The sequence below is a fragment of the Haloarcula sp. NS06 genome (assembly GCF_051122755.1).
In the GTDB taxonomy this organism is placed as follows: domain Archaea; phylum Halobacteriota; class Halobacteria; order Halobacteriales; family Haloarculaceae; genus Haloarcula.
On the sequence record NZ_CP184844.1, the window covers coordinates 1,393,578 to 1,416,855 of the forward strand.

The window sequence follows — 23,278 nt, forward strand, 5'->3', positions numbered from 1 at the left end:
GCCACCGTGACCGATCGACCGGCCGGGGGTACTCGATCGATATAAACGCAAAACCGCTCGTCACATTGGTGTCACCAACCGACCGCCGACTAGTCCTACTCGGTTACGTCGACGAAAACCGTCGACTGAATCCACGCAGACGGGTTTTCGGGGTCGCCGATGTGGGCGACTGTATCCACGCCAACGTCGTACTCTTCGAATGTCGCTCTGATGCCCTCTTGTGAATCGGTGTGTTGCTCGTGCGTCATCGGTGTGTTCCGTGTCTCGTTTGGCAGTTACCTCGTCGGGAATGACTGCACCGGTCCAGTTCCCCGACCGGACCGGGTGCCGTCGCCGACCCGCGCGTCCTTACCACACTTCACCAATAGCGAGTGACGGGCATCCGTCTATCTACTAGCTGTATTCACCTGCCCCGGGGCCGGTTCTATATGTATAGCCCCCGGTCTGGCCGCCCTCGCTGTCGGGAATCCGACACCAACCGTCCCGGTGACGGCAATTTTATTCGCTCCCATCCGAAAGGTGGTGGCAATGGAACCGCTCCACGCACGCTACCCCTTTCTGGCGCGGTCGCGGGAGGCCGTCGAAGCCGCGGCGGTGGACTTGGGCGAGATCGTCGCCACGGACGAAACGGTCACAGCGCGCGCGCTGGAGCGGGTCGAATCGGCAATCACGGACGGGACTGTCGGTGAGCCACATCGACGGACCCGCGTCGAACTGCTTTCGTACCCGGTCGCCCGCGTGCTGGTGTCGCTCGTCGACGTGCACATCTGCACCCGGAAGTACGCACAGGCGGAGGCCGAGGCGGCCTACGACCGGTTTACCGAGGAGTTCGCGACGACGACGGAACTGAAGTCGACTCAGCGCGAGACACTGGACCGAACGGAACTGCTCGCGGAGTTCGACCTCGCGAGTGCTGTTAGCGACGCCGGCGACGGATACCGCGTCGAAGTCGGGGCGTATCTCGACCTGGCGGCCGATCAGCGGGGCGATTCCTGGCGGCTGGTCAATCGGCCACTGACAGACGGCGAGGTCAGGGTCACCGCCGAGGAACTGAACGTCCTGCTGAAGCAGGCGATACGTCACCGAGTCACCGACGGCCTGCCGTTCACCGTCCCGGATGCCATCGCCGACGAACTGACAGAGGAGGTCGACCGCCTAGAGGAAGTCCTCTCGGAACTGGAACTCACCCGCGAGATCGACACTGTCGTCCCGGAGCTGTTCCCACCCTGTATGAAGTCGCTCCTCGACCAGGTGCAGAAGGGCGAACACCTCGAACACCACTCCCGGTTTGCCATCGCGACCTTCCTCATCGGCATCGGGATGACGACAGACGAGATCGTCGACCTGTTCCAGGTCAATCCCGGCTTCGGCGAAGAAGCCACCCGGTATCAGGTCGACCACATCCGTGGGGATACCAGCCCGACGGAGTACTCGACGCCGGCGTGTTCGACCATGCAGTCCTACGGTGACTGTGTCAACATGGACGACCTCTGTGAGACGATTTCTCACCCGATGGGCTACTACGAGCAGAAGTTAGATGACACCGACGAAGAGGAACTAGTCGACTGGCGCGAGGACGAGGCTGACGAAGAGGCCGACGCCTAGAACTGCTGGCGTTCGAGCCAGAGACCGGCAGCAGTCATGAACACGACGAACAGCCCGATCGCGCCGATGAGTGCGTAGCCGCCCGTTGCCTCTACGGTTGACCCACTTAGATACATCTGTGAGGCCGTAACAGTTGCGCCGACGAACAGCACGACGGCGACCGCCGAGATGACGATTTGCAGGAGCGTCTCCCGCTCGATATCCATGCTCTGCGATTTCACAGGGCCGGCAAAAAGGGTATCGAAGCGGCGGAGCCCACTGGCCGAGCCATTTAGGCCCGTGTAGCACCTATGTTTCAACTGGACACATTGGAAAATACAGCCGTGTCCGCACCTATGACGCTCATCGAGCCAGCAGCCGACCGGCAGAGTACCGCACTTGCACCGGACCTCCGTTCCCTCCCGGACCGGGCCGCCCGTGCTTGGACCGAGCGCATGGCCGTCCACCCGCGAGCGGACAGCACGTACGCCGTGACGACGGAGAGCGACAGCACATACCTCGTCGACATCGCACAGCACGCCTGTTCCTGCCCGGACAACCGCATTCGCGGCGAGCACTGCAAACACCTCCGGCGCGTCGCTATCGAAATCACTGCACGTCGGGTCGCACCGCCCGGTAAGCAACGGGCGGTCTGTGACGCCTGTGGGACCGTTACCTTCGTCGCCGTCGACATGGGAACGCCCCATCTCTGTGGCAACTGCCGACTGGAAATCGGCGACATCGTGCGAGACTGCGAGACGGACGACAGCCTCGTCGTTACGGCTGTCACCGACACGTCGGCCGATGCCTGGACCATTGAGGCGACCGACGAGACGGTCGCCGACTACGACACCAACGACGGCTACCCGCCCGATGACCTCGTGGTGCTGGCGACGTATCTCTCGGACGCCGTCAGCGCGACCGAGCCGCGAGAATACGCCTTTCCGCTGTCGCGACTCCGCCGCGTCGAGGACGCCGAACTCGTCGACGGTGGGTGCCCGTAATCGAGCGCCTGCGAACCGCTACTCCAGCATTGCCGCAGCTTCCTCTCTGTCGAGGTCGCCGCGCTCGAAGGCCGACAGCACATCTAGCACGCTCTGGTCGGGGCCGTCGTCGCCCACCTCGTCAAGCGTGACCTTCTCGGAGTTGCCCACGAACTCATCGAAGTCAATCCCGTCAGAGAGAGCTTTCTCCTTTTTGACGCGGTAGTTGCCGCCGTCGGTGGTGTAGAGATCAGCCGGGTGGAAGAAGTACCAGTCCTCGCGGTCGAACCGGACGCCGATACGCGGCTTTGCGCCGAAGTTCCGGGCGAAAAACAGCAGCGCCTCGACCTCTTCACCAGTGAGATAGATGGGGTCACCAGCACTGGACTTCGCCTCGATAGCGTAGAACGTTTCACCGTCGCCTGAGAGCACGTCCGGCAGTTCCCGCTCGGTCGCGCTGCCGCTCGCCGGCGCGCGCATCACTGCAAAGCCCGCCTCGTCGAGTGCGTTGACCAGTTCGCGCTCGCGGCGGTCACCCTTCGCGTTCGAGTTTGCCATTATCAGGTCGTGGCGCGACGGGGGTAAAACCGTTCAGATACAGCCAGACCGTTCATTCCGTTCAGAGAGCCGCACCTCGATTTGACCTATCGCGGGGCATATACGGGCTAACGCCATCCCACGTCATGGAATGACTACGTACGCAACAGCAGCGACAGTATCGTCGGCAACCAACCACACGAGGTGGAGCCAATGAGACGGCGACGATTCATCGCGACAGGCGCTGGCGTCAGCGTCGGTCTCCTCGCCGGCTGTTCCGGGTCGAGCACCTCCGACGAATCCGATGGGACTAGCGGTGATGCAGTGACAGCGGCTCTACTGACGCGGATGCGATGACGGACGACGGCAGTACCGTTGGGACGTTCCGGTTGCTCATCAGCGACCAGCCCGCAGCTATCGGCGACTTCGGCTCGCTTGATGTGTCGTTCTCAAGGGCTCGCATCTTCCACGCGAAAGACAGCGAAGAGACGGACGAAAGCGACGACGCGACCGAAACCGGACCGACGGAAACAGCCACGTCTGAAGCGACCGACACAAAGACGGCCGAGGCGGCTGAAACCGAGACAGCGGACGATGACGACACTGAGGGTGAGGACGAAGACACGGATGAGGAAAAGAACGAGGAAGCTGACGGCGGCGACAGCAGCTTCGAGGTTCGTGACCTCGACGGCGCAACCGTTGACCTCACCGAAGTCGTCGGGGACAAAGCCATCGGCGTCCTCGACGGCGAACTCGAAGCGGGCCGCTACAGCAAGATCGAACTGTACGCTGAATCCGTTGACGGGGTCGTCAACGGCGAATCGGTCGATGTAAAGATTCCGAGCGAGAAGCTCCAGCTCACCAAGCCGTTCGAAGTCGTTGCTGGCGAATCGGTCGACTTCGTCTTCGACATCAATGTCGTCAAGAAGGGCAACGGCGGCTACAACCTCCTGCCGGTCATCTCGGAAAGCGGGGTCGCCGGCAAGGACGTTGCTGTTGAGGAGGTCGGCAGCGACAGTACGGAAGACGAGGCTGACGAGACGGAGACGGACGGCGATAATACCGGCGACGAAGAGGCCGAGGTCGAGACAACAGCAATCGATGAAACTGAGCGCGACTCGACGCCGGAGTCGAACCAGCGCGGCAACGAAACGACAGCCGCCGAGTAGCGCTCAGGGACGCTTAGTCTTCGATTCGTGACTCCAGTTCCTGAATGACCTCATCGGTCGTGCCGCCATCGCCGCGAACCGCCTGCGTGTAGCGCCTGTATTCCTTGGGGGATACCTCCACAGTCTTCGTTTCGCCTTTGTGCGAAATCTCAAGTTTCACTGTGCCGTGTGGATTGTTCCGGCGCCGGAAGCTCGCCATCGCCGTGAAGACGAACCAGAACGCCACGCACGTCCCGATGAAGTACGCCATCGTCGTCTCAAAGGCCAGTGTCTGCTCGCCGACCGTCCAGTTGTAGGGATACGCGACCTGAAACAGTCCGATTCCGACCAGACAGAGAATCGCGCCGACGGCGACACCGCTCTGCTCCCGGCGGCTTGAAGGGAGCACGGCGACGACGCTCAGAAACATCGCGGGGATGCCGAGGCCGCCCAGTGTCCCGCCGAGCTTTTCGGCGGCGTGGGGTTCAGTTGCGCCGACCACTGCCGACAGCGGAGTTGTCACAAGAAGTATCGCCACAACCACTGCCAGCGCGCCGACACCCCCCAGGGTCGCACCGGCAACGACGCGGCGAGGGTTGCGGCCCTCCCAACGCCGGTTGCTGTACGCGTCCCTGAGGTCCTCCATACCGGCCCGTTGGTACCCGACCCACAAAACGCTACGTCAGACGCGCGTTCGACGCTGTACGGCGTCCAATGCGTCGCCGCCAGCAGCTATCAACGTACCGAGATGGTCGCTGTCGACGAGTTCGAGCGAGGCGTCTGGAAGCCGTTGGGCAAGGGCGTTCCCCGTTGACGGGGCAACGTTGGCATCGCTTTGCCCCTGAAACACGCTGACCGGCACTGAAATATCTTCGAGGGCAAATGGCCATGGCTGTGAGAGGAGTCGCTGCTCGCGGATAATCCCGCTTGGACCGCGTGCCATCGACGTGAGCATATCCGCACGGACGATCCGAGCCACCTTGTCAGCTGCCAGGTCGTCTGTTTCCGGTGTCTCATCAGCAACTAACCCCACGGCGTAGGACGGGTCCCTGCGGACAGCAAACCATCGCTGCAGCCGGAAGAGTCGCCCGAGCGCCCATGGAGCGTGCTGGGACAGTGCCCCCACGAACTGCTGTACACGCCCTGTCGCGCCGACTGACGGCGGGCCGCTGCTGCCTAAGAGTGCAACGCGCTCTATGTCTGGCAGTCGGTGACAGGCCAGCGCGAACGGGCCACCGCCGGAGAAACCGACGGCACCAGCCGTGTCGACATCAAGATGGGACAGGAGGTGCGCGGCGTCGTCTGGCCAGTCCTTGAGCGTGACAGAAGCGTCTTCCGAGTTTCCAATGCCCGGTCGGTCCGGAGCGATGAGGTTGATGCCGCGTTCGCGAGCCGGCGCGGCGAGTAGCCGTGCGGCGACGTGTGATCCGGGAGTACCGTGACAGAAGAGGACCGGATAGCCGTCGGCGTCGCCGTAGGTGGCGTAGGCCAGCTGCCGACCGTCTGGGAGCGAGAGTGTCTCCGTTTCGGAATCGTCCGGCAGCCAGTCAGTGGCCGGAATTGGCGGCGCGGAGGGCATCCGTCGTTATTCGCTCTGGATGCGCGGCGCGAGCATGTACGTGACCCGGCCCTGCCCTTCAGCGAAGCTGAAGTGCATCTTAACGGGGAACTCCTCGCCAAGTTCCATCTCGACCTCGGCGTCTTTCGGAATGGCCTTGTTCATGTTCTTCAGGTAATCCAGCGAGAACAGCGAGTGAGCATCCCCGGGGGTGAGGTCGATGAGGTCGTCGCGGGTGAGTTCGAGGTGGACGTCGTCGGTGTCGCCCTCGGCGTCGACGTAGAACAGTTCATCGGTGGCGTCGACGCCCAGTGCGATGTGGTCGCTGACCATGTCTGCGGCGGTCACCGACCGGTCGATGTCCTTCCCTTCGATGACGATGTTTGCCGAGAGGTCCAGATCCGGGAGGTCGGGCTCCTGACGGATGGAGTCGGGGTCGATAAGGGCGAGGGTGTATTCCAGACCGTCGATAGAGATGTGGAGCTTCCGCGTCTCTTCGTCCAGATCGAGGTGGACGAGCTGGCCGGCGTCGGCCATGCCGGCGATGTCTTCGAGGCGGGAGAGATTGACGCCGATGAGCCCACCGTCAGTCTCGTAGGACTCGAACGCCGCCGCGTCGAGCCGCAGGTCGACCATTCCAACGTTTGCCGGGTCGACTGCCCGAATTTCCAGCCCGTCTTCTTCGAGGTGGATCTTGCACTCGTCCACCAGCACGCTCACAGAGTCGAGAGTCGCCTGGAGCGTGTCTGCGCTCACGATGGCGTTGAACATCTTGAACCGGACTATGCCCCCATCCATTAAAAAGTCCCTCATTGAAACCGCGTGCGCGCGAGCGACCGCGGGTGGGCGTTTACGAAAACCGATGACTGTCTATCGAGTGACCGATCAGAACACGAAGCAGCAGCGCAGAGCGTTACTCCGGCGACGCGGTCAGGCCTCTGGTTCGAACACGTCGGGGTTTGCTGGCCCTTCGCGATTGATGATGGCCATCGTGCCCTTACGGGCGACCCGAGAGAGTGCGTGGTCGACCAGTTTGATCGGGCCGGGCACTTCGGCGTGGAGCGTCGTGATGGCACAAGACCCGGGCTTGACCGGTGTGGTCTGGACGTACTTGTTCGGCGGCCCGGCGATAGCGCCCTGCTGCCAGACCTCGTCCCAGACGGACCCGATGGGGTGGAAACTGGAGTCGAGGTTCGGCCCGCCGGTCACGAAGTACACGCGAGCGGTGTCGCCGACCGACATACTCGGCGAGCCGTATCGGTCCGGCGTGATGGCGTACTTCTCGCCGTTCATCAGGACGTACGTCGGCTCTTCGGCTGCCATCGCCTCCATGTCGAAGTCGTGGTGCCCTTTCTCGCCGGTGTCACCGGTAGTGTACAGCTCGTGCTGGCCGAAGTAGAACTCGTGGTCCACTTCGGGGAGCCCCTCCTTCGGCTCAACGAGTATCATCCCGAACATCCCCGAGGAGATGTGCATATCGAGATTCGGGACGGCGCAGTGGTAGATGAACGCGCCGGGGTAGGTGGCCTTGAACCGGAACGTCTTGGTCTGGCCCGGCGTGACCATCGACGCCTCAGCACCGCCCCCTGGGCCGCGGACGGCGTGGAGGTCGATGTTGTGGGGCATCGAGTTCCCCTCCTCGTTCGTGATGGTGAGTTCGACGGTGTCGCCCCGACGGACTCGAATCATCGGACCTGGGATCTGGTCACCGAACGTCATGTACGTGTAGGTGACGCCCGGCTCGACCTCTGCGACCTGTTCTTTGGTGGTCATCTCGACCGACACGGTCTTTGGCTCCGACCGGTCGATAGGGTCTGGGATTGCGGTCGGGTCAGCGGCAATACGGTCGACGTCGGTCTGTTGTGCGGCGTTCATAGCTGGCTCCTGAGGGGTCGTCTCCGCTTCGGTCGCTTGCTCTTTTGCGCCTGGTGCGCTGGCACAGCCCGCAAGTGCGGCCGTGCCGACGCCCAAGGCTTCTAACACCCGCCTCCGCGTCGTCGTCGGAATGGTTGACATTGGGAGGTCACTTCCTACAGATGGGACTCAGCGCGCAACCTGTATATATGGGGACGGCGAATCTCAGCCGCTGAGACGCGTTCTTGTGCGGTAAGAACGACACTGAACGTGTTCGGGTTGGTGGTAATATACCTATGAAAACTGAACGCTATCCCGGTTTCCTCGGAACAACCGACTGGTAACTGTCGCGCAGCAGTTCGACCGGAAACTCTGAGTCGGCATCCATTTGAGCGCTGACCGCCTCCGTGGTACTATGACTACGCGTTCGCCATCTTTCGGCGGTCGAGACGCACGTGGTGTGTGGTAATCATGTCGGGCAAAGACGACTACTACAACAGGGCGAAGCAGGAGGGGTATCGTGCGCGGTCAGCCTACAAGCTCCAGCAGCTAGACGACACAGCCGGCCTCCTCGGTGAGGGACGGACCGTCGTAGACCTCGGTGCGGCACCCGGCGGCTGGATGCAGGTCGCGGCCGAGCGCATCGGTGACCGCGGGACGCTCGTCGGTGTCGATCGCCAGACAATCGATGACCTAAAAGATCCCGAGCCGACCGTCGAGTACGTCCGCGGCGACATGACCGAAGATAGCACGAAAGACGAGATCCGAGAAATCGTCGGTGAAAGCAACGGCAGCGCTGGTCCGGTCGACGTTGTCATCTCTGACATGGCCCCGAACATGACCGGCCAGTATGACCTCGACCACGCCCGGTCGGTCCACTTGGTCCGGCAGGCCTTCGAGGTCGCGACGGACCTGCTCGACGCTGGCGGGGACTTCTGTGCGAAGGTGTTCGACGGACAGGACCTCGACGACCTCATCGCCGATATCGAACCGGAGTTCGAGTACGTCCGCGAGGTCCGTCCCGACGCCTCGCGGGACTCCTCCTCGGAGCTGTATCTGGTGGCGAAACACCGCCTGACTGGGCCGGTCCGCGAGGGCGATGTTGTCGAAGTCACTATCGAGGATATCGGCGAGGAGGGCGACGGTATCGCAAAGATCGAGAACTTCACCGTGTTCGTCAGCGGCGTCGAAGACGGCCAAACAGTCGAGGTCCGAATCGATGACGTGAAACCGCGGTACGCGTTCGCTGAGCCGGTCGAGTAAGCCGCTTCCAGTCGTTTTTCAATCGGCGCTTGCTGGAGTCGAGACGACGTTGTTTCGCCGGGCAAAGCCGACGACGGCGTAGACGAACGGCGTGTCGAGAACGGCGATAGCGAGTTTTAGGAGGTACTGGCCGACGATGAGCGCCAGCGCCTCGGCCGGCGGGACCCCCTGAAACAGGACGAAGCCGACGCCGATGAAGATGACCGTGTCGATGAGCTGGCTGGTGGCTGTCGAGCCGATGTTCCGGAGCCAGAGCTTTTTGCCGTCCGTTCGGTCCCTGAGCCAGTGGAAGACAAACACGTCCCAGTTTTGACTTATCACGTAGGCCGACAGGCTGGCAACGACGATGGCCGTGCTCGCCCCGAGCACATTCTGGAAGGCCGCGAGATCGACCGGCTGGGCCGCCTGTGGGAGTCCGGGGGCGAGAATCGTGCTCCAGACCAGCGCCAGCAGGACGAAGTTCATCGCGAAGCCGACGTTGACGACGACGGTCGCGGCCCGGCGGCCGTACAGTTCGGCGTAGCAGTCGGAGGCAAAGAACGTCAGCGCGTACGCTAGCGCTGCCCCGGGCAGGACAAGTGTCGACCCGGCAAGCGGGAGTGAGAACGGCAGCGAGAACGCAAGCAGCTTCGAGGCGGTCACCTGTGAGGTAACCAGCGCTGTCACGAACAGCGCGACGAGGCCGACGCGCACCGCCTCCGACCGCTCACTGGTCATCGTCGAGTCGTCCTTGGCGCTCATCGATGTCGTCAAGCACGTCGAGCGTTTTTCGGACTGAGGCGCGGATAGCCTCGCTTCGATTGACGAACTTCCCGTCTTCGCCGACGTGCTTGTCGATGTCATTCAGCAACTCCGCCGGAACTTCGACGCTTATCTTGGGCATATCTGGAGAATATATTGGGCATATGCTTAGCCACTGTGGTTCGTTGGCCAGGCGTGTCGACTCACAGGTAGTTTCTGGGCATCACGAGAGCTACTGCACTCGCAACAGGACGGATGGAGAAACAGCTCGGATTTCCGGTTAGGGGGAGGGAGAGCCTCGCGGGGCTGTTATCGAGATAACGGGCCGTTACGAGTATCCCTGAGCGTTCCACGACTGCGACGGCGGTGCGATCATCGTCGAATAACGGTTCGCGACTCGTCGCCGAGCACAGCTATCAGTCAGCTGGTTCGCTTCGGCGGTTCGTCGTCCGCCGGCCGCCCAGCGTGTACACCCAGAGGATACCGAGCCCGAGCATATACGCCAGCGCCGTGGGAATGCCGACGATGAACATCGTGAAAATGCCACTTGGCGAGAGAATCGCCGAGAGGGCGACGATGGCGATGACGACCTCCCGCCAGCGCTCGTACATCAGGCGGAACGGGATGATGCCGCCCTTATGGAAGAGGAACATCGTCACCGGAATCTCCGCCAGCAGGCCGATCCCAATGGTGAGGAAGAACACGAGCCAGCCGAAGTTGCTCACCCGGTAGGCGATGACCATGTTCGAGTTCAGCTGGTCGTAGGCGATCCAGGAGATGGTCATCGGGGCCACGTAGAGGAACCCGAGCAGGCTTCCGCCGATGAGTGCGGCGAACAGCGTTCCGCCCCAGACGCCGAGGATGTTACGGTTCCCAATGACCAGTCCCCGCTCGCGCATCGCCGGCCACGCGAAGTACAGCACCACGGGGATGATGGAGACGGCTCCGAGTATCGTCGAGAACTTGACGATGAACACGAGGTGCTCCACGGGGTGGAGCGTGACGATGCTCACGTCGGCGGCCATCTCCGGCGGGAGCCGGCTGACGAACGTCCGCTGTATCGACCCGATGCCGCCCTGATAGAGGAACAGGAACGCAGCGGCGAGCACCGCCCCGAAGATTCCCAGAATCACGAACGCCCGGGACGCCAGCGCACTGAGAATGAACTGGATGTCGTAGTAGTAGCCGCCGATCTCGTCTTCGGTTGTCTCGTCCTCGGTGAAGGCATCGACCATACCGGCGGTCGTCGAGGTGAACACACCTGTCTCCTCCTCGTCCGCTTCGGCGGCCCCGTCAGCACCGCCGCTCTCACCCTCCGACTCTGTGTCGTCCTCGTGAGCCATGTCCCAGCGGTCGAGGACGGCCTGAGCTTTCTCCTTGTTGTCGTCCGCAAGAGCGCGGTCGGCGTGGGCGAGCGCCTCGTCCTCGGTCATCTCCTCGAACACTTCGGGGGGCGCGACCTCGACGGCCGAGGCGTTGAGTTCGCCAATGTCGATGGCCGTCGGGTCACCGACCTGACCGGGACCGGCTTTCTCTGACAGTGCGGTCAGAACGTGGTAGTACAGGACGACGACAGCACCGATGACACCGAATACGGCGGCGATGAGCAGCGCTGTGCTTTCGACCGGGAGCCCGAACAGCGCCGGCGGCTGGATATCGCCGGTGAGCCGGTCGGACGGGAACACCTCGGCGAACTGCTGGATGTACTGGAACGCCGGCGTCGCTAGGACGTAGTACACCACGCCGCCGCCCAGCACTGCACCGCCGAGAATCGTGTTCCAGTGTCCGCGGGCGACGCTCCACGTGCTCACCAGATCACCGGAGCGCCTGACCAGCATCGCGAGCTTCGCCAGCGCGAGGCTGATCCCGTAGAGGCCACACAGCGGTGCGGCCCACATAATCTGGGTGAAGGGGTCCGGCGGCGAGAACAGCGCCCCGAAGGCGAAAATCCCCATCACCGCGTAGCGCCACTTGTCCCGGAACGTCTCATAGGGGACGATTTCAGTGTAGGAAAGCACCGTCATCACGAGCGGCAACTGGGCGGCGAGCCCGAAGGAGACGGCCAGCAGGAAGACGAACTGGAACCACTTGACGATGGAGTACTGCGGCGTGAAGCCGGCCTTGAACGCGTCCCCGGCGAGGAAGTTGAACATCAGGGGGAAGAACAGTTCGTACGCGTAGGCGACACCGCCGAAAAACAGGCCCAGACTTATGCTGACGAACAGCGCGCCCTTCCAGGTCGGGATGTGTTCGGCCGGCCACCAGCCGCGCTGTCGGAGCCCATCGCGGCCGAAGTAGATCAGCAGCGGCAGCGACATGAGAATCCCGATGACGGCTCCGATTTTCACCTGCAGGAGGATGACGTCGAACGGTGTGACCGCGACGATGCTCGTGGCCTCCTGGGTGGTGAGGTCCATCTGCGAGTACAGGAGATCAGCACGCAGCGTGTCCCAGACGCCGTACTGCAGTCCCATGATCGTGCCGATCATCCCGATGACGAAGACGATGAACACCTTCTGGAGGTGCACCTGTGCCGAGCGGAGCATCGCACCGAGCGTCGCACGCCCGCTCTGGACCGTCTGGACGGTGTCCTCGTCGATAGCACTCGCCATCTTCTCTGTGCCTAGCCCAGTGGGCGTTATCAATTTATTCATCCCGGTGACAGCCACTGCTCGAAAAGAAAGTTTACAACACCCACCGTCTAAGCCCGGGACAGATGGAGGACGGTGATGCGGACGACGAGCAACGCAGGCCCGAAGAGCCGCCGCTACCGTCTGACGACGAGTCCGACGATTCGTCACCCCCTACTGACCCCGTTGCCGAGGCCGATGCCAACCGGGAGGCGGACGAGGTGACCAGCCCCGGTCCCGCACCGGCCGGCGGTGACGAGGACACTGTTGGCTCGCATGCCGCGCCGACAGAAGCCGAATCCAGCGACGGGCTGTTCGACCGGGACGCGTCAGATATCTCCGCTGCTGTCCCGGCTGACGTTCCGACTGACTGGGGCAAGCCGACGCCGTCACCGGCCGGTGCCGGTGGTGCTGCGCCGACAACCGGCGGCGGGAATGCACCGAGCTACGACCCCGACGACGATATCGTCGACGAGGGCGCACCCGACGACGAGGAGATGCCCTTGGCCGACCACGTCGAGGAGATGGCGATGCGGCTGTTCGTCGTCGTCGGCGTGATGGCCGTCGTCGCCGTTATCGCCTTGCCGTACTCCGATGAACTCATCAACTTCCTGTGGTACTCGTTCCTCGACGGCCCGGCCGAGGCCTGCGGACAGGTCGCGACGAACGTCGACGGCAGTGCTGTCGCGGGCGCTGACTGCCCGAACGTGTACAACCCGCTCGCGCTCATTCTGGCGCGTCTCAAGGTGTCTTCGCTAGTCGGCTTTATCGTCGCCTTGCCGGTGTTCGTCTACCAGACGTACCTGTTCATGCGACCGGGGCTGTACCCCCGCGAGCGCCGCTACTATCTGGCTGCGGTTCCGACAAGCCTCGTTCTCGCAGCTGTCGGCGTTGGCTTCGCGTATTTCGCCGTGCTGCGGGCGATGTTCGATTACTTCATTACTTACTCCGACCGCGCAGCCGACCTGGCCTTTGGCCTGAGCGAGACGTTCAACCTCATCATCCTGATGCTGGGGCTGTTCGCGCTCATCTTCCAGATCCCGCTGTTCGTGATGCTCGCAGTGATGATGGGCGTGACGACCCGCCAGTGGCTGCAGGACCGGCGGCTGTACTTCTGGGGTGGCTTCGCCGCTGTGGCATTCCTGTTCAGCCCGGACCCGACTGGGATGGCCCCGCTCATGGTCGCCGTGACGATGATCGGGCTGTTCGAGGGGACCCTGCTGCTCCTTCGTTGGACCGGCAGTACGTCGCCGGTCCCGACAGCGGACGACCTCGCCGCGCGCCGCCCGGTTGCGTGGTTGACCGCCGGTATTGCCGGCTACGTCCTCAGCCCCGCACCGGTCCCGACGGGCTACTATGAGCAACTGCCAGCCACAGTTACTGAGACGCTCGCAGCCGTCGGCCTCGGGAACGCCACGCCAATGCTTGTCGGCGGTGGGATGATCGTCCTGTTCGAGGCGCTGGCCTACGTGAACAAGAACTACTACGGCTCGGTCAAACTCTGGCGCGGGTTCCGGGCCGCCCGCCTGCCGGTGTGGGCCGTCGCCATCGTCGTCGGCTACCTCGGCAGCCCCGACCCGACGCTGTTCCGCCTCATCAACCAGTTCAGCCTCCCGAGAAACGCCGCAATCGCCGTCGCCGCCGGCCTCGTCATCCTCTATGAGGGGACCATCGCCGTCGCGCGCTGGCGAAACCGGGGTGAATAAGATGGGAACCCTACTTGTCGCCCGGCACGGCGAGACGACGTGGAATCGAGACGGACGCATCCAGGGCTGGGCCCCGAGTCGGCTGACCGACCAGGGACAGAAGCAGGCCACGGCGCTCGGAACATGGCTCGATGAGCGCTACGGCGTCGACCGTGTCTTCGCGTCGGACCTCCGGCGGACCCGTGAAACGGCCGCCGCAGCCAACGACGGCTACGGTGGTCTGCCCGACCCTGAGTTCGATACTGACTGGCGTGAGCGGGGCTTTGGGACCATGCAGGGCCTGTACGCGGAGGAACTGCTTGATGAGTTCCCCGACCACGACCGGGACGCGAGCGTCATCTCACTCGACGCAGCCCCGGAAGGCGGCGAGGGCATCCCGACCTTCCGCGGACGGGTCGAGTCGGCTTGGGACCGGGCAATCGCGACCACCGACGCCGGTGAGACGACGCTTGTGGTCACCCACGGCGGCGTCATCAAGGTCTTGCTGGCAAAACTCACCGATGTTGACCCGGATGCGGCGCTGGCCAAAAGCTCACAGCCGAACTGCGCAGCCAACGAAATTCGATTAGACGAGGACGGTCCTGCACTGGTCAACGAGGAGATGACTGGCTGGCGAACGTTGCTAGACTGAGTGCTTACTGTTGCTTGATGCGATACGATCTAAAAACCGCCCTGTACTCTCGTCGGTGAATCTTGAACTACGAGCGATTGCGAGTAGTCGCCGCGCTGTGGTGCTGGCTATCTGACGAACATGAAATAGACACTGATGACAAGGAGTACGAGTGTTAACGTCCCGACGGCGCTCTCCACGCCCGGGGATACCGTAACGAACCGACCCGGAACGAGCTTCGAGAGTACGTACGAGAGGCTGAGAAGCAACGGTGCGACACGTTCTAACTTGGATTCGGCGTCCGTGTTTTCGGTCGATTGCGCGAAAACTACCGGAATGGCAAACAACGAGAAGATGCCGAGTACGAGAAGCGCCGAATCAAGAAATAGGTCAACAAGCATATATAACGTGGTATTCCTGCCGTGTTTCGAGGCTGGCCGCGCATATCACTGAACTCAGCCCGACCGCGGTCCACTGTGGTCTGTATTTCCTCCGACTGTACCGCTACACTTGTACTTTATCTCATACTTTCAATGACAACGAAAGCGCTACTTTGCGCGTCTGATCGCCCAACGTAGAAGCGATGGCTGACGTGACGCACTGGTTTGAGAAGGGTTACGCCGTCAATCGACGGACGGATAGTCGGCGTCGAAAACGTTGCTAACCACGTCCTCGGCCTCTTCTTCGGCTGGTTCTTCTGTTTCCGGGCTCACACTGCCGGTTTCGTACCCGTGGAGGTCGAGCGTGACGTGGTCGAAGCCGCAGTCTTCGATGTGGTCGCGAGCAGTGCGGACGAAGTCTGGGTCGAGTGCGGTTTCGAGTTCTTCCTCGCCGACCTCAATCCGGGCGAGGCCGTCGTGGTCGCGCACGCGGAACTGCTCGAAGCCCCACGTCCGCAGGAGGCGCTCGGCCTTCTCGACGCGGGAGAGTCGTTCCTCCGTGACTTCGAGGCCGGTTGGAATCCGCGAGGAGAGACAGGCCATCGAGGGCTTGTCGGCGACCGAAAGGTCGTACTCGCGGGCGATCTCACGGACCTCGGATTTCTCGATGTTATGTTCCAGTAGCGGTGAGTAGGCGTCCAGTTCCTCGACGGCGCGCAGGCCGGGACGGTGACCCTCGCCCACGTCGGAGGCGTTTGTCCCATCACACACCACGTCGATGCCGAGTTCACGGGCGCGGTCGTACATCGCGCCCAGCCGCATCGACCGGCAGTGGTAACACCGCATGTCGTCGTTCTGCATGAACTCCTCGCTGTCGAGTTCGGAGAACTCAACGATCTCGTGACGGATGCCGATTTCCTCGGCGACGCGGGTCGCGTCCGTAAGCTCGGCTGCGGGGAGCGTCTCAGATTTGGCGGTACAGGCGATGGCGTCGTCGCCGAGGGCGTCGTGCGCCAGTGCGGCGACGACACTCGAATCGACCCCACCGGAGAAGGCGATCAGCACGCCGTCTCGCGACTTGAGGTCTTCGCGGGCGGCCGCGAGCTTCTCCGAAACAGCAGACATGGAATTTCTTTCTCGGTGGAGCGCAAAAACGCCTTCGCGTTCGGTGTTTGACTGACCGGGCCGGAGCGGTATTGACCGCTCCGCTGCCGCCGGAACCGCTGGCAACGGGTTTTTTCTCGCTGGCGTCGAATGGGCGGGCAGATGGAGCTCGAATCGGTTCCGGGCGTCGGGGCGAAGACAGCCGCGGCGCTCCGGGAACTGGACGACCCGGAGGCAGCACTCCGGGACGGCGACGTCGCGTCGCTTGCACGCGCACCGGGTATCAGCGAGGGCCGGGCAGCCCGTATCGCTCGCGGCGCGATCCGGGCCGAACACGACGACCCTGGTGGGTTCACCGCGACGAAACGCGCCCGAGAGATCCACGAGGACGCACTGGCCCTGCTGACCGACCGGACGGTAACCGACTACGCCGCGAAGCGACTGGAGACGATCTATCCCAGCGGCATCCGTAGCCGTATCGAAGAAGTCCGCTCGTTCGCCGAGTCGGCGATGGCCCGCGAGCCCGACCCGGCAGTTCTCGACGCCCTCTCGGCCGTCGAGCCGCTGGCCGAACCCGGTGACGTGCGGGTGCGGGACCGCTGTCTGGCGACCCGCGACGCCGAGCGCTACGCCGACGCACAGGCCGCGATTCCGGAGGTCAGCGTTGAGGTCGTCGACGACGCCCGTCAGCTGGCCGAACTCGCCCGCTCGTACTCGACGGTCGTCGCGCTGGATGAGGCCTTCGCCGGCGTCGACATCGAGGGCGACGTACGGGTGGAGCCGAACGCGCTCGAAGAGCCCGAATCCGTCGTTCCGGAACGCGTACTCACCTTCTTCGCCCGCAACCGCGACCGGATACGGGCCGCCGCCGAGGTCCACTGCGTCGCCGACCTCGACGCGCCGTGTGACCTAGAGACGCTCCTGTCGGCGCTCGACCAGCTCGATGAAGACGGCAGTGTCAGCGGCGACGAGGAACTCGACCGGCTCGCCACTGCTGTCGACGACCTCGACGCGGCGGTGTCGACGGCTGAGAGTGTCGCCAACGACCACCTCCGGGAGGCTATCGAGGAACAGGACGTGACTATCGAGGGGACGGACCTGCTATCGCTGGTCGAACGCGGGGCGGGCGTCGACTCGCTGCTCCAGCGGGAACTGGCCGACGAGTACGCCGCGGCTGTCGAGAAGGCCCGCGACCACCTCGTCGACGCGCTGGCGCTCCGGGACATGGAGGCGACAGCGCGCCGAGCCTTCCCTGACGAGCCCGCCTACCCCGTCGAACACAGTGAAGACGTCGTTGCCCGTCTCCGAGAGGAACTGACCGCCGCGCGCGACCAGCGGGCGACCCGCCGGAAGCGAGAGTTGGCCGACGACCTCGCCGAGATGCGCGACGACGCCGCCGCGCTAGTCGATGCCGCGCTGGAACTCGACGTGGAGCTGGCGATCGCCCGTTTTGCCGACGATTTTGACTGCACGATGCCTGAGCTAACCGAGTCCGAGGGCGTCGCCATCAAGGGCGGGCGCTCTCCACTGCTGGATGTTCCCTTTGAAAACGTCGAGCCTGTCGACTACACTGTCGAGGGCGTGACGGTCCTCTCCGGGGTCAACAGCGGTGGCAAGACGTCGACGCTGGACCTCGTGGCGCTGGTGACGACCCTAGCCCACATGGGCCTGCCCGTCCCGGCGGAGTCGGCCCGAATCGGTCGGATTTCCGAACTCCACTACCACGCCAAGACCCAGGGGACGCTGGACGCCGGTGCGTTCGAAGCTACGTTGCGGGAGTTCGGTGACCTCGTTGCGGACGTGGACCATCGGTCGCCGGCGGCAGCGGATGGGGACGGGACAGAGGCTGACAGCGATGCAACAACAGACAGCGACGATCCGGCGGCTGGGACCGACGACCGCCCAGTGATGGTGCTGGTCGACGAACTCGAATCGATCACCGAGCCCGGCGCCAGCGCGAAGATTATGGCCGGCATCCTCGAAGCGCTGGGTGAACGGCAGGCGACGGCTATCTTCGTATCACACCTCGCACGCGACATCCGCGCGGCCGCCGAAACCGACATCAGTATCGACGGAATCGAGGCGAAAGGGCTGGAAGACGGCAAGCTGCGCGTTGAGCGCTCCCCGGTCAAGGGGAAGCTCGCCCGCTCGACGCCGGAACTCATCGTCGAGAAGCTCGCCGACGACGGGACCGACGATGCCGATGGATTCTACAGTGATTTGCTCGGAAAGTTCGAGTAGTGACCGCCTGAGACGCACTGACCTGTCACTGTGGGTGAAGCTGTGGCAAATGGTTAAGTGGGCCGCGAAGCTCGGTGAAAGTGATGAGCGACGACCCCGAGGACCGGATGCTCGGCTGGGACGAGTCCGTCTTTCGGGACGAACACGTCTTTGAAATCGACTGGCTCCCGGAGACGTTCAAACACCGGGACACCCAGATGGAGACGCTGAAGTACGCGCTTCGGCCGGCCGTCCGGGGGTCGCGCCCGCTCAACGTCATCGCCCGCGGGCCGCCCGGTACAGGGAAGACGACTGCTGCCCAGATCCTGTTCGACGAACTCACCGCCCAGACAGACGTGAAAACCGTCCGGGTGAACTGCCAGATGGACTCGACGCGCTATGCCGTCTTTTCGCGGCTGTTCGCCGAGATCTTCGACTATGAACCGCCCTCCTCGGGCATCTCTTTCAAGAAGCTGTTTTCCCAGATTACCGATAAACTAGTCGAGGAAGACGAGGTGCTCGTCGTCGCCCTCGACGACGTGAACTACCTGTTCTACGAGAGCGAGGCCAGCGACACGCTGTACTCGCTGCTGCGCGCCCACGAGGCCCACTCCGGCGCGAAAATCGGTGTCATCTGCGTCTCCTCGGACCTCGAACTCGATGTCATCGACGCCCTCGATACACGCGTCCAGTCCGTGTTCCGCCCGGAGGAGGTGTATTTCAACCCGTACGGACAGGCCGAAATCGCAGATATCCTGGGCGAGCGTGCCGACCGGGGATTCAACGAAAGTGTCGTCGGCCCCACAGTGCTTGATCGTGTCGCCGAACTGACCGAGGAGCAGGGCGGTGATCTCCGGGTCGGCATCGACCTGCTGCGCCGGGCCGGCATGAACGCCGAGATGCGCGCCTCCCGCTCCGTCGAAACCGAGGACGTCGAGGAAGCCTACGACAAGTCAAAATACGTCCACCTCTCCCGCCGGCTGCGGGAGCTGTCGGACTCGGAAACCGCGCTCGTGGAGGTCATCGCGGCCCACGACGGCCAGCAGGCCGGCGACATCTACGACGCCTTCTCAGAGCAGACAGACTTGGGCTACACTCGGTACTCTGAGATCATCAACAAGCTCGACCAGCTCGACATCATCGATGCCGACTACACAAACGTCGAAGGTCGAGGCCGCTCACGGGAACTGACGCTCAACTACGACGCCGACGCGGTGCTGGAACGGCTGTAGCACAACGTAGTCAATCGTATTCTGCCGAACCACCGAAATAAAGCCGGCTTACTCCATCTTCTCAAACGTCGTCTCGGCCCACTGGACGGCGTAGTCAGCGCCGTACTCCAGATAGGCGTCGGTGTCGAGTGCGGCAAACGGCGCGGGGAGGTCGAGTCCGTGCTTGATGCCGCTGCAGGCAAGTTCGGCGGCCGCGGCGAACTCCGTCTGGCCCTGTGCGATCTCGCTGGGGAGATCTTCGAGGCGGGGTTGCAGGCGCTCGCCGGCGTCATCCCACGCCGCGTAAAGATCCGGATAGTCATCAGCCCAGTCGGCGAACTCCGCCCGGGTCTGGAGCCCGAGATACGCCGTATACACCGCTGCTGAAAGCTGGTATCGGGCGTTCGCATCGAGATGGTTCTCTGTGGCAGCCACGAACTCCGGGTACTGCTCGCCGAAAAAGCCCAGAAAATGCTCGGGTTCGTTGAGACTGACCTCGACGAGCGCCTCGGCGACGAGAAACGAGACGAAGTCGTCCGGTGAGGTCTCCAGCCGCGGCTTGACGAACACGCAGGGCGGGACCGTCTGGCGCGTCCAGGCGACGCCGCCGTCGCCGGGCATTCCGATGGTGAGGTCGTTCCCGATGTACTCCTGTAGCACCTCTGGCGCTGTGGTCGGGAGCCACGCACCGTCGTAGGAAATCTGGTCGAGGCTGTCGGTCACCAGCAGGAGTTCCTCGGCGACTGCGGGGTCCAGCGTCTCGAAGTCACGGTCGCAGTTCAGTACGAGCGCCTTCGGGGCGTAGGCGTCACGTACGGCCGGCAGCTCGCCGGCCAGTGAGCGCTCGGTGAACATCTACGCCGAGAACAGGACGAGGTTGATGATGATGCCGACCGACAGTAGTGCCGACACGCCGATTGTTCCGAGGACAATTTTTGTGGCCTTGCTCATGCCAATGAGTATCTCGGGCCGGACATTAAAACTTGAGAAACGATTTTCGGGATCCGAAGCGAGTATCGAGTATGCGTCGCGAACGCACTTCGACGGGGACTGCCTGGGAACAGCAGGTTGGCTACTCGCGGGCGATACGCACTGGCGATACTGTCCGTGTCGCCGGCACCATCGCCACGGACGACGAAGGCGAGGTCGTCGCGCCGGGTGACCCATACGAACAGACGAAACATGCCTTCGGAATCGTCTCGGATGCACTGACAGCCCTTGATGCCGCTATCGACGACGTGGTCCAGACTCGGATGTACGTCACCGACATCGACAATCAGGAACGGGTCGGCGAGGCCCACAGCGAGTTCTTCGGCGACGTTCGTCCTGTAGCGACGATGGTTGAAGTGAGCGGGCTGGCAACGCCCGAGGCCGTCGTCGAAGTCGAAGCCGTCGCGCAGGGCGAGTGACGCCGTCGAGACGGGTCGGAGACGACCAGTGGTGTCAGTCGTCAGTCGCACCAACGCTCGCCTGTCTGGCAACGTCGCGCCATCCACCGGACCAGAACCGGCCCGCGTTGACCGCAGCTTTCAGGTAGAAGTCGCCAACGAGTGCAGCGAAGATTGCCGGCAGTCCAATCCCGAGTCCCGGTGAGACGGCGATATTGAGGACCGGAACGGTTACCACGAACGACGACGGCAGGGCGAGGGCAGCCACTGGGAGGCGGTAGCAGTAGCCACCCAGGAACGTCCCGTATAGCGGCCAGCGTGTGTCGCCGGCACCCCGCAGGCTGCCCCGCATCGTCCGGGAGATGGAGAAGCCGGCGACGAGCAGGCCGAACACCCGGACGAACGCCGCCGCCAGGTCGGGGTAGGCGGTCCCGAACAGGGCGACGATGGGTCGGGCAAACACCACAAGCAGGGCCGCCACGACGAGCTGGAGAGCAAGCGCGACGCGAAGCGTCTGCCAGCCGTAGGCGGTCGCCTCTCCTTCGTCCCCAGCACCCAGCGACTGCCCGACCAGCGTCGACGCGGCAGTCGCGTACCCCCACGCCGGCATTAGCGCGAGCAGCATGACCCGGCGGCCGATGGCATAGGCCGCGAGTGTCGGCGTCCCCAGCACACCGAGAATGAACAGGAACGGGAAGCGGGCGAACGTCTGCAGTAGCCGCATTCCGGACAGCGGGAGGGCGACACGGACGATTTCGCGCATGAGGTCGGCGCTGAACTGCGTCCCGCCGGGCCGGAGCGTGACGACGTAGCGCCCGGACAGCAACAGTCCGAGGAAAATCACTGCCGCGAGCGTGTTCGCGATGGCTGTCCCCCACGCCGCACCGGCGATGCCGAATTCGGGGAACGGACCGACGCCGAAGATGAGGATGGCGTTGAGTGCGACATTCGTCGGCAGCGTAAGCAGGCGGACGTACATCGGCGTTCGGGTGTCGGCGCTGCCCGCCAGCGCCCGGGCGGCGACCATGCTCCAGAACCGTGGGGCCAGCGACAACATCACGATGGCGAGATACGTCGCGCCGAGGCGGATGGTCGCCGGGTCGTCGGTGAGAACCCCAACGAGTAGTTCCGGATAGCGCCAGCAGAGTACCGACAGCGGCAGGGAGACGAGCAACGCGATCCACAGCGACTGTTTGACCGCGAGGTTTGCACGCTCCGGCTGATCGGCCCCCTGCAGCCGCGAGACGACGCTTATTGTCCCAGAGGAGACTGCCAGTGAGAGCCCAAACCCGACGAAGTAGTACTGGAAGCCGAGTTCGAGGCCAGCGATGGCCGCGTCACCGAGCGCCAGACCGACCATCAGGAAGTCGGCGAGACGCAAGAGGATGCGGAGGCCGCCCGTGACCATCACCGGCGCGGCGAGGTCGGTCGCGGTCGTCGCCTTCTCTTGATCGACGAGGCCTGCACTGGCCAGCAATGCGGGGAACGCAGTCAGCAAGCGGCGGAGGGGACCACCAGTCGACATCGCTCTGACTTGGGGAGCCCAGCCCCCTGTGGGTTTCGGGACGGGGCCGTGGCTTTTTGCCACAAAGCGCCGACAGCCAAGCATATGCCTCCCGTCGAAGTCGGCGAGACGTTCACCGAGACGCGGACGTTCCGGCCCGAAGATGTCGACCAGTTCGCCGCGCTCTCCGGAGACGACCAGCCCCGCCACACGGAGCCTGATGGAGACGGCCGGCGGATGGTCCAGGGGTTGCTCACCGCGTCACTGTTGACCAGCATCGGCGGTGATCTGGAAGTGCTTGCCTCGCGGATGGACCTGCAGTTCCAGCGCCCGGTGTACACCGGCGAGACGCTGGTCTGTGAACTAACGGTCGTGGACGTTGATCTGGATGTCGAGGGCGGCGTCGCTCTCGTGGGTGATGTGGCTGTCCGGCGCATCAATTGCGGCGTTGACTCCGGTCAGGCCGACACAGCCGCGGCGAAGCAGGCTGACGGCGACACCGCTGGAACCGTCGTGCTTGAAGCGACTGTCGAAGGAATAATCAGGGAATGAGCTGTTCGCCGTCGTCGTCGTAGAGTGTGATGGCGTCGACTGGACAGGACCGGGCGGCAAACTTCGCGTCCAGTTCGGCGTCATCTGGGACCTCCCGAACGAACACGTCCGCTTCCTGTTCCTCACTGTCCGCCAGCACCGCTTTGCCGGCGTCCTCGTCGCGCTCGAAGGCGTCCCACTCCGCGACACACTGGAACATCCCGATACAGGTGTCGTAGTCGTACTCGACTCGCATACCTCGTGTTGGCCGCTCGCGGGCAAAGGCGTTCCCCTCGGGACTCGATGCGCTAGTGGACCGACACGGT

At 63.5% G+C, this 23,278-nt stretch carries 25 protein-coding genes and 1 pseudogene; 10 read left to right on the forward strand and 16 right to left on the reverse strand.

From position 1 onward, the window contains the following. Positions 1–95: 95 nt before the first annotated feature. A complete protein-coding gene (locus ACODNH_RS10965; RefSeq protein WP_306710222.1) occupies positions 96–248 on the reverse strand; it encodes a hypothetical protein in 153 nt (50 codons plus the stop codon). Positions 249–528: 280 nt separating this feature from the next. Here ACODNH_RS10965 and priL point away from each other — a divergent pair, with 280 nt between their 5' ends. Beyond that, on the forward strand, positions 529–1,605 hold the full coding sequence (gene priL, locus ACODNH_RS10970; protein WP_306710224.1) for a DNA primase regulatory subunit PriL: 1,077 nt from the start codon (positions 529–531) through the stop codon (positions 1,603–1,605). On the opposite strand, the gene ACODNH_RS10975 is transcribed toward priL, so the two are convergent. After that, positions 1,602–1,811 (reverse strand): DUF7472 family protein, encoded by a 210-nt coding sequence (locus tag ACODNH_RS10975; protein ID WP_004590143.1) that lies wholly within the window; start codon positions 1,809–1,811, stop codon positions 1,602–1,604. The genes priL and ACODNH_RS10975 overlap by 4 nt on opposite strands. A gap of 129 nt (positions 1,812–1,940) precedes the next feature. Between ACODNH_RS10975 and ACODNH_RS10980 the strand changes: the two genes are divergently transcribed. Beyond that, on the forward strand, positions 1,941–2,588 hold the full coding sequence (locus tag ACODNH_RS10980; protein WP_434531369.1) for an SWIM zinc finger family protein: 648 nt from the start codon (positions 1,941–1,943) through the stop codon (positions 2,586–2,588). A gap of 18 nt (positions 2,589–2,606) precedes the next feature. On the opposite strand, the gene hjc is transcribed toward ACODNH_RS10980, so the two are convergent. Then, complete coding sequence (gene hjc, locus ACODNH_RS10985) at positions 2,607–3,125, reverse strand: Holliday junction resolvase Hjc (protein ID WP_434531370.1); 519 nt, start codon at positions 3,123–3,125, stop codon at positions 2,607–2,609. Between the two features lie 192 nt (positions 3,126–3,317). On the opposite strand from hjc, the pseudogene ACODNH_RS10990 reads away from it, so the two are divergent. Further along, positions 3,318–4,273: pseudogene (locus tag ACODNH_RS10990) on the forward strand (DUF4382 domain-containing protein). Between the two features lie 13 nt (positions 4,274–4,286). On the opposite strand, the gene ACODNH_RS10995 reads toward ACODNH_RS10990, so the two are convergent. The 4 genes from ACODNH_RS10995 to nirK all read right to left on the reverse strand — a co-directional run bounded on the left by ACODNH_RS10995 (position 4,287) and on the right by nirK (position 7,826). Then, positions 4,287–4,898 (reverse strand): DUF7139 domain-containing protein, encoded by a 612-nt coding sequence (locus tag ACODNH_RS10995; RefSeq protein WP_306710235.1) that lies wholly within the window; start codon positions 4,896–4,898, stop codon positions 4,287–4,289. Positions 4,899–4,934: 36 nt separating this feature from the next. Next, entirely contained in the window at positions 4,935–5,831 is an 897-nt protein-coding gene (locus ACODNH_RS11000) for an alpha/beta fold hydrolase (protein ID WP_434531371.1), read from the reverse strand. Positions 5,832–5,837: 6 nt separating this feature from the next. Next, entirely contained in the window at positions 5,838–6,581 is a 744-nt protein-coding gene (locus tag ACODNH_RS11005) for a DNA polymerase sliding clamp (RefSeq protein ID WP_007187874.1), read from the reverse strand. 159 nt (positions 6,582–6,740) lie between these two features. Continuing rightward, on the reverse strand, positions 6,741–7,826 hold the full coding sequence (gene nirK, locus ACODNH_RS11010; protein WP_306710239.1) for a copper-containing nitrite reductase: 1,086 nt from the start codon (positions 7,824–7,826) through the stop codon (positions 6,741–6,743). A 309-nt stretch (positions 7,827–8,135) separates the two neighbouring features. Here nirK and ACODNH_RS11015 point away from each other — a divergent pair, with 309 nt between their 5' ends. Continuing rightward, a complete protein-coding gene (locus ACODNH_RS11015; RefSeq protein ID WP_434531372.1) occupies positions 8,136–8,927 on the forward strand; it encodes a 23S rRNA (uridine(2552)-2'-O)-methyltransferase in 792 nt (263 codons plus the stop codon). A gap of 18 nt (positions 8,928–8,945) precedes the next feature. Here ACODNH_RS11015 and ACODNH_RS11020 read toward each other — a convergent pair whose 3' ends face one another. From ACODNH_RS11020 to ACODNH_RS11030, 3 genes are all read right to left on the reverse strand, one after another. Then, positions 8,946–9,644, reverse strand: coding sequence for a queuosine precursor transporter (locus ACODNH_RS11020; RefSeq protein WP_306710483.1), 699 nt, complete (start codon positions 9,642–9,644; stop codon positions 8,946–8,948). After that, positions 9,634–9,810 (reverse strand): ribbon-helix-helix domain-containing protein, encoded by a 177-nt coding sequence (locus tag ACODNH_RS11025; protein ID WP_008307016.1) that lies wholly within the window; start codon positions 9,808–9,810, stop codon positions 9,634–9,636. Before ACODNH_RS11025 ends, ACODNH_RS11020 begins: the two co-directional genes overlap by 11 nt. Positions 9,811–10,084: 274 nt before the next feature. Next, positions 10,085–12,280, reverse strand: a complete 2,196-nt coding sequence (locus tag ACODNH_RS11030; RefSeq protein ID WP_306710243.1) for a twin-arginine translocase subunit TatC — start codon at positions 12,278–12,280, stop codon at positions 10,085–10,087. Between the two features lie 104 nt (positions 12,281–12,384). On the opposite strand from ACODNH_RS11030, the gene tatC reads away from it, so the two are divergent. Together tatC and ACODNH_RS11040 are read left to right on the forward strand one after the other, a co-directional pair. After that, entirely contained in the window at positions 12,385–14,004 is a 1,620-nt protein-coding gene (gene tatC, locus ACODNH_RS11035; RefSeq protein ID WP_306710245.1) for a twin-arginine translocase subunit TatC, read from the forward strand. A gap of 1 nt (position 14,005) precedes the next feature. Continuing rightward, entirely contained in the window at positions 14,006–14,635 is a 630-nt protein-coding gene (locus ACODNH_RS11040) for a histidine phosphatase family protein (protein WP_306710246.1), read from the forward strand. A gap of 107 nt (positions 14,636–14,742) precedes the next feature. On the opposite strand, the gene ACODNH_RS11045 is transcribed toward ACODNH_RS11040, so the two are convergent. Beyond that, positions 14,743–15,015, reverse strand: coding sequence for a hypothetical protein (locus tag ACODNH_RS11045; protein ID WP_306710248.1), 273 nt, complete (start codon positions 15,013–15,015; stop codon positions 14,743–14,745). Between the two features lie 222 nt (positions 15,016–15,237). Next, entirely contained in the window at positions 15,238–16,119 is an 882-nt protein-coding gene (larE, locus tag ACODNH_RS11050) for an ATP-dependent sacrificial sulfur transferase LarE (RefSeq protein ID WP_306710250.1), read from the reverse strand. A gap of 141 nt (positions 16,120–16,260) precedes the next feature. Here larE and ACODNH_RS11055 point away from each other — a divergent pair, with 141 nt between their 5' ends. Then, entirely contained in the window at positions 16,261–18,339 is a 2,079-nt protein-coding gene (locus tag ACODNH_RS11055) for a helix-hairpin-helix domain-containing protein (protein ID WP_306710252.1), read from the forward strand. An 83-nt stretch (positions 18,340–18,422) separates the two neighbouring features. Beyond that, complete coding sequence (locus ACODNH_RS11060; RefSeq protein WP_306710254.1) at positions 18,423–19,550, forward strand: ORC1-type DNA replication protein; 1,128 nt, start codon at positions 18,423–18,425, stop codon at positions 19,548–19,550. Between the two features lie 48 nt (positions 19,551–19,598). On the opposite strand, the gene ACODNH_RS11065 is transcribed toward ACODNH_RS11060, so the two are convergent. Together ACODNH_RS11065 and ACODNH_RS11070 are read right to left on the reverse strand one after the other, a co-directional pair. Next, positions 19,599–20,384: a DUF7089 family protein gene (locus ACODNH_RS11065; protein ID WP_306710257.1), complete on the reverse strand. Its 786-nt coding sequence runs from the start codon at positions 20,382–20,384 to the stop codon at positions 19,599–19,601. Continuing rightward, positions 20,385–20,480: a hypothetical protein gene (locus ACODNH_RS11070; RefSeq protein WP_004960365.1), complete on the reverse strand. Its 96-nt coding sequence runs from the start codon at positions 20,478–20,480 to the stop codon at positions 20,385–20,387. It abuts the gene before it with no gap. Between the two features lie 71 nt (positions 20,481–20,551). Here ACODNH_RS11070 and ACODNH_RS11075 point away from each other — a divergent pair, with 71 nt between their 5' ends. Beyond that, on the forward strand, positions 20,552–20,938 hold the full coding sequence (locus tag ACODNH_RS11075) for a RidA family protein (RefSeq protein ID WP_306710259.1): 387 nt from the start codon (positions 20,552–20,554) through the stop codon (positions 20,936–20,938). 34 nt (positions 20,939–20,972) lie between these two features. On the opposite strand, the gene ACODNH_RS11080 is transcribed toward ACODNH_RS11075, so the two are convergent. Further along, positions 20,973–22,442: an MATE family efflux transporter gene (locus ACODNH_RS11080; RefSeq protein ID WP_306710261.1), complete on the reverse strand. Its 1,470-nt coding sequence runs from the start codon at positions 22,440–22,442 to the stop codon at positions 20,973–20,975. 84 nt (positions 22,443–22,526) lie between these two features. Between ACODNH_RS11080 and ACODNH_RS11085 the strand changes: the two genes are divergently transcribed. Next, the gene (locus tag ACODNH_RS11085) at positions 22,527–22,973 is read left to right on the forward strand and encodes a MaoC/PaaZ C-terminal domain-containing protein (protein ID WP_306710263.1); all 447 of its coding nucleotides are present in this window, start codon (positions 22,527–22,529) and stop codon (positions 22,971–22,973) included. Here the strand turns inward: ACODNH_RS11085 and ACODNH_RS11090 are convergent. After that, positions 22,963–23,208, reverse strand: coding sequence for a ferredoxin (locus ACODNH_RS11090; protein WP_306710265.1), 246 nt, complete (start codon positions 23,206–23,208; stop codon positions 22,963–22,965). The genes ACODNH_RS11085 and ACODNH_RS11090 overlap by 11 nt on opposite strands. Positions 23,209–23,278: the final 70 nt, after the last annotated feature.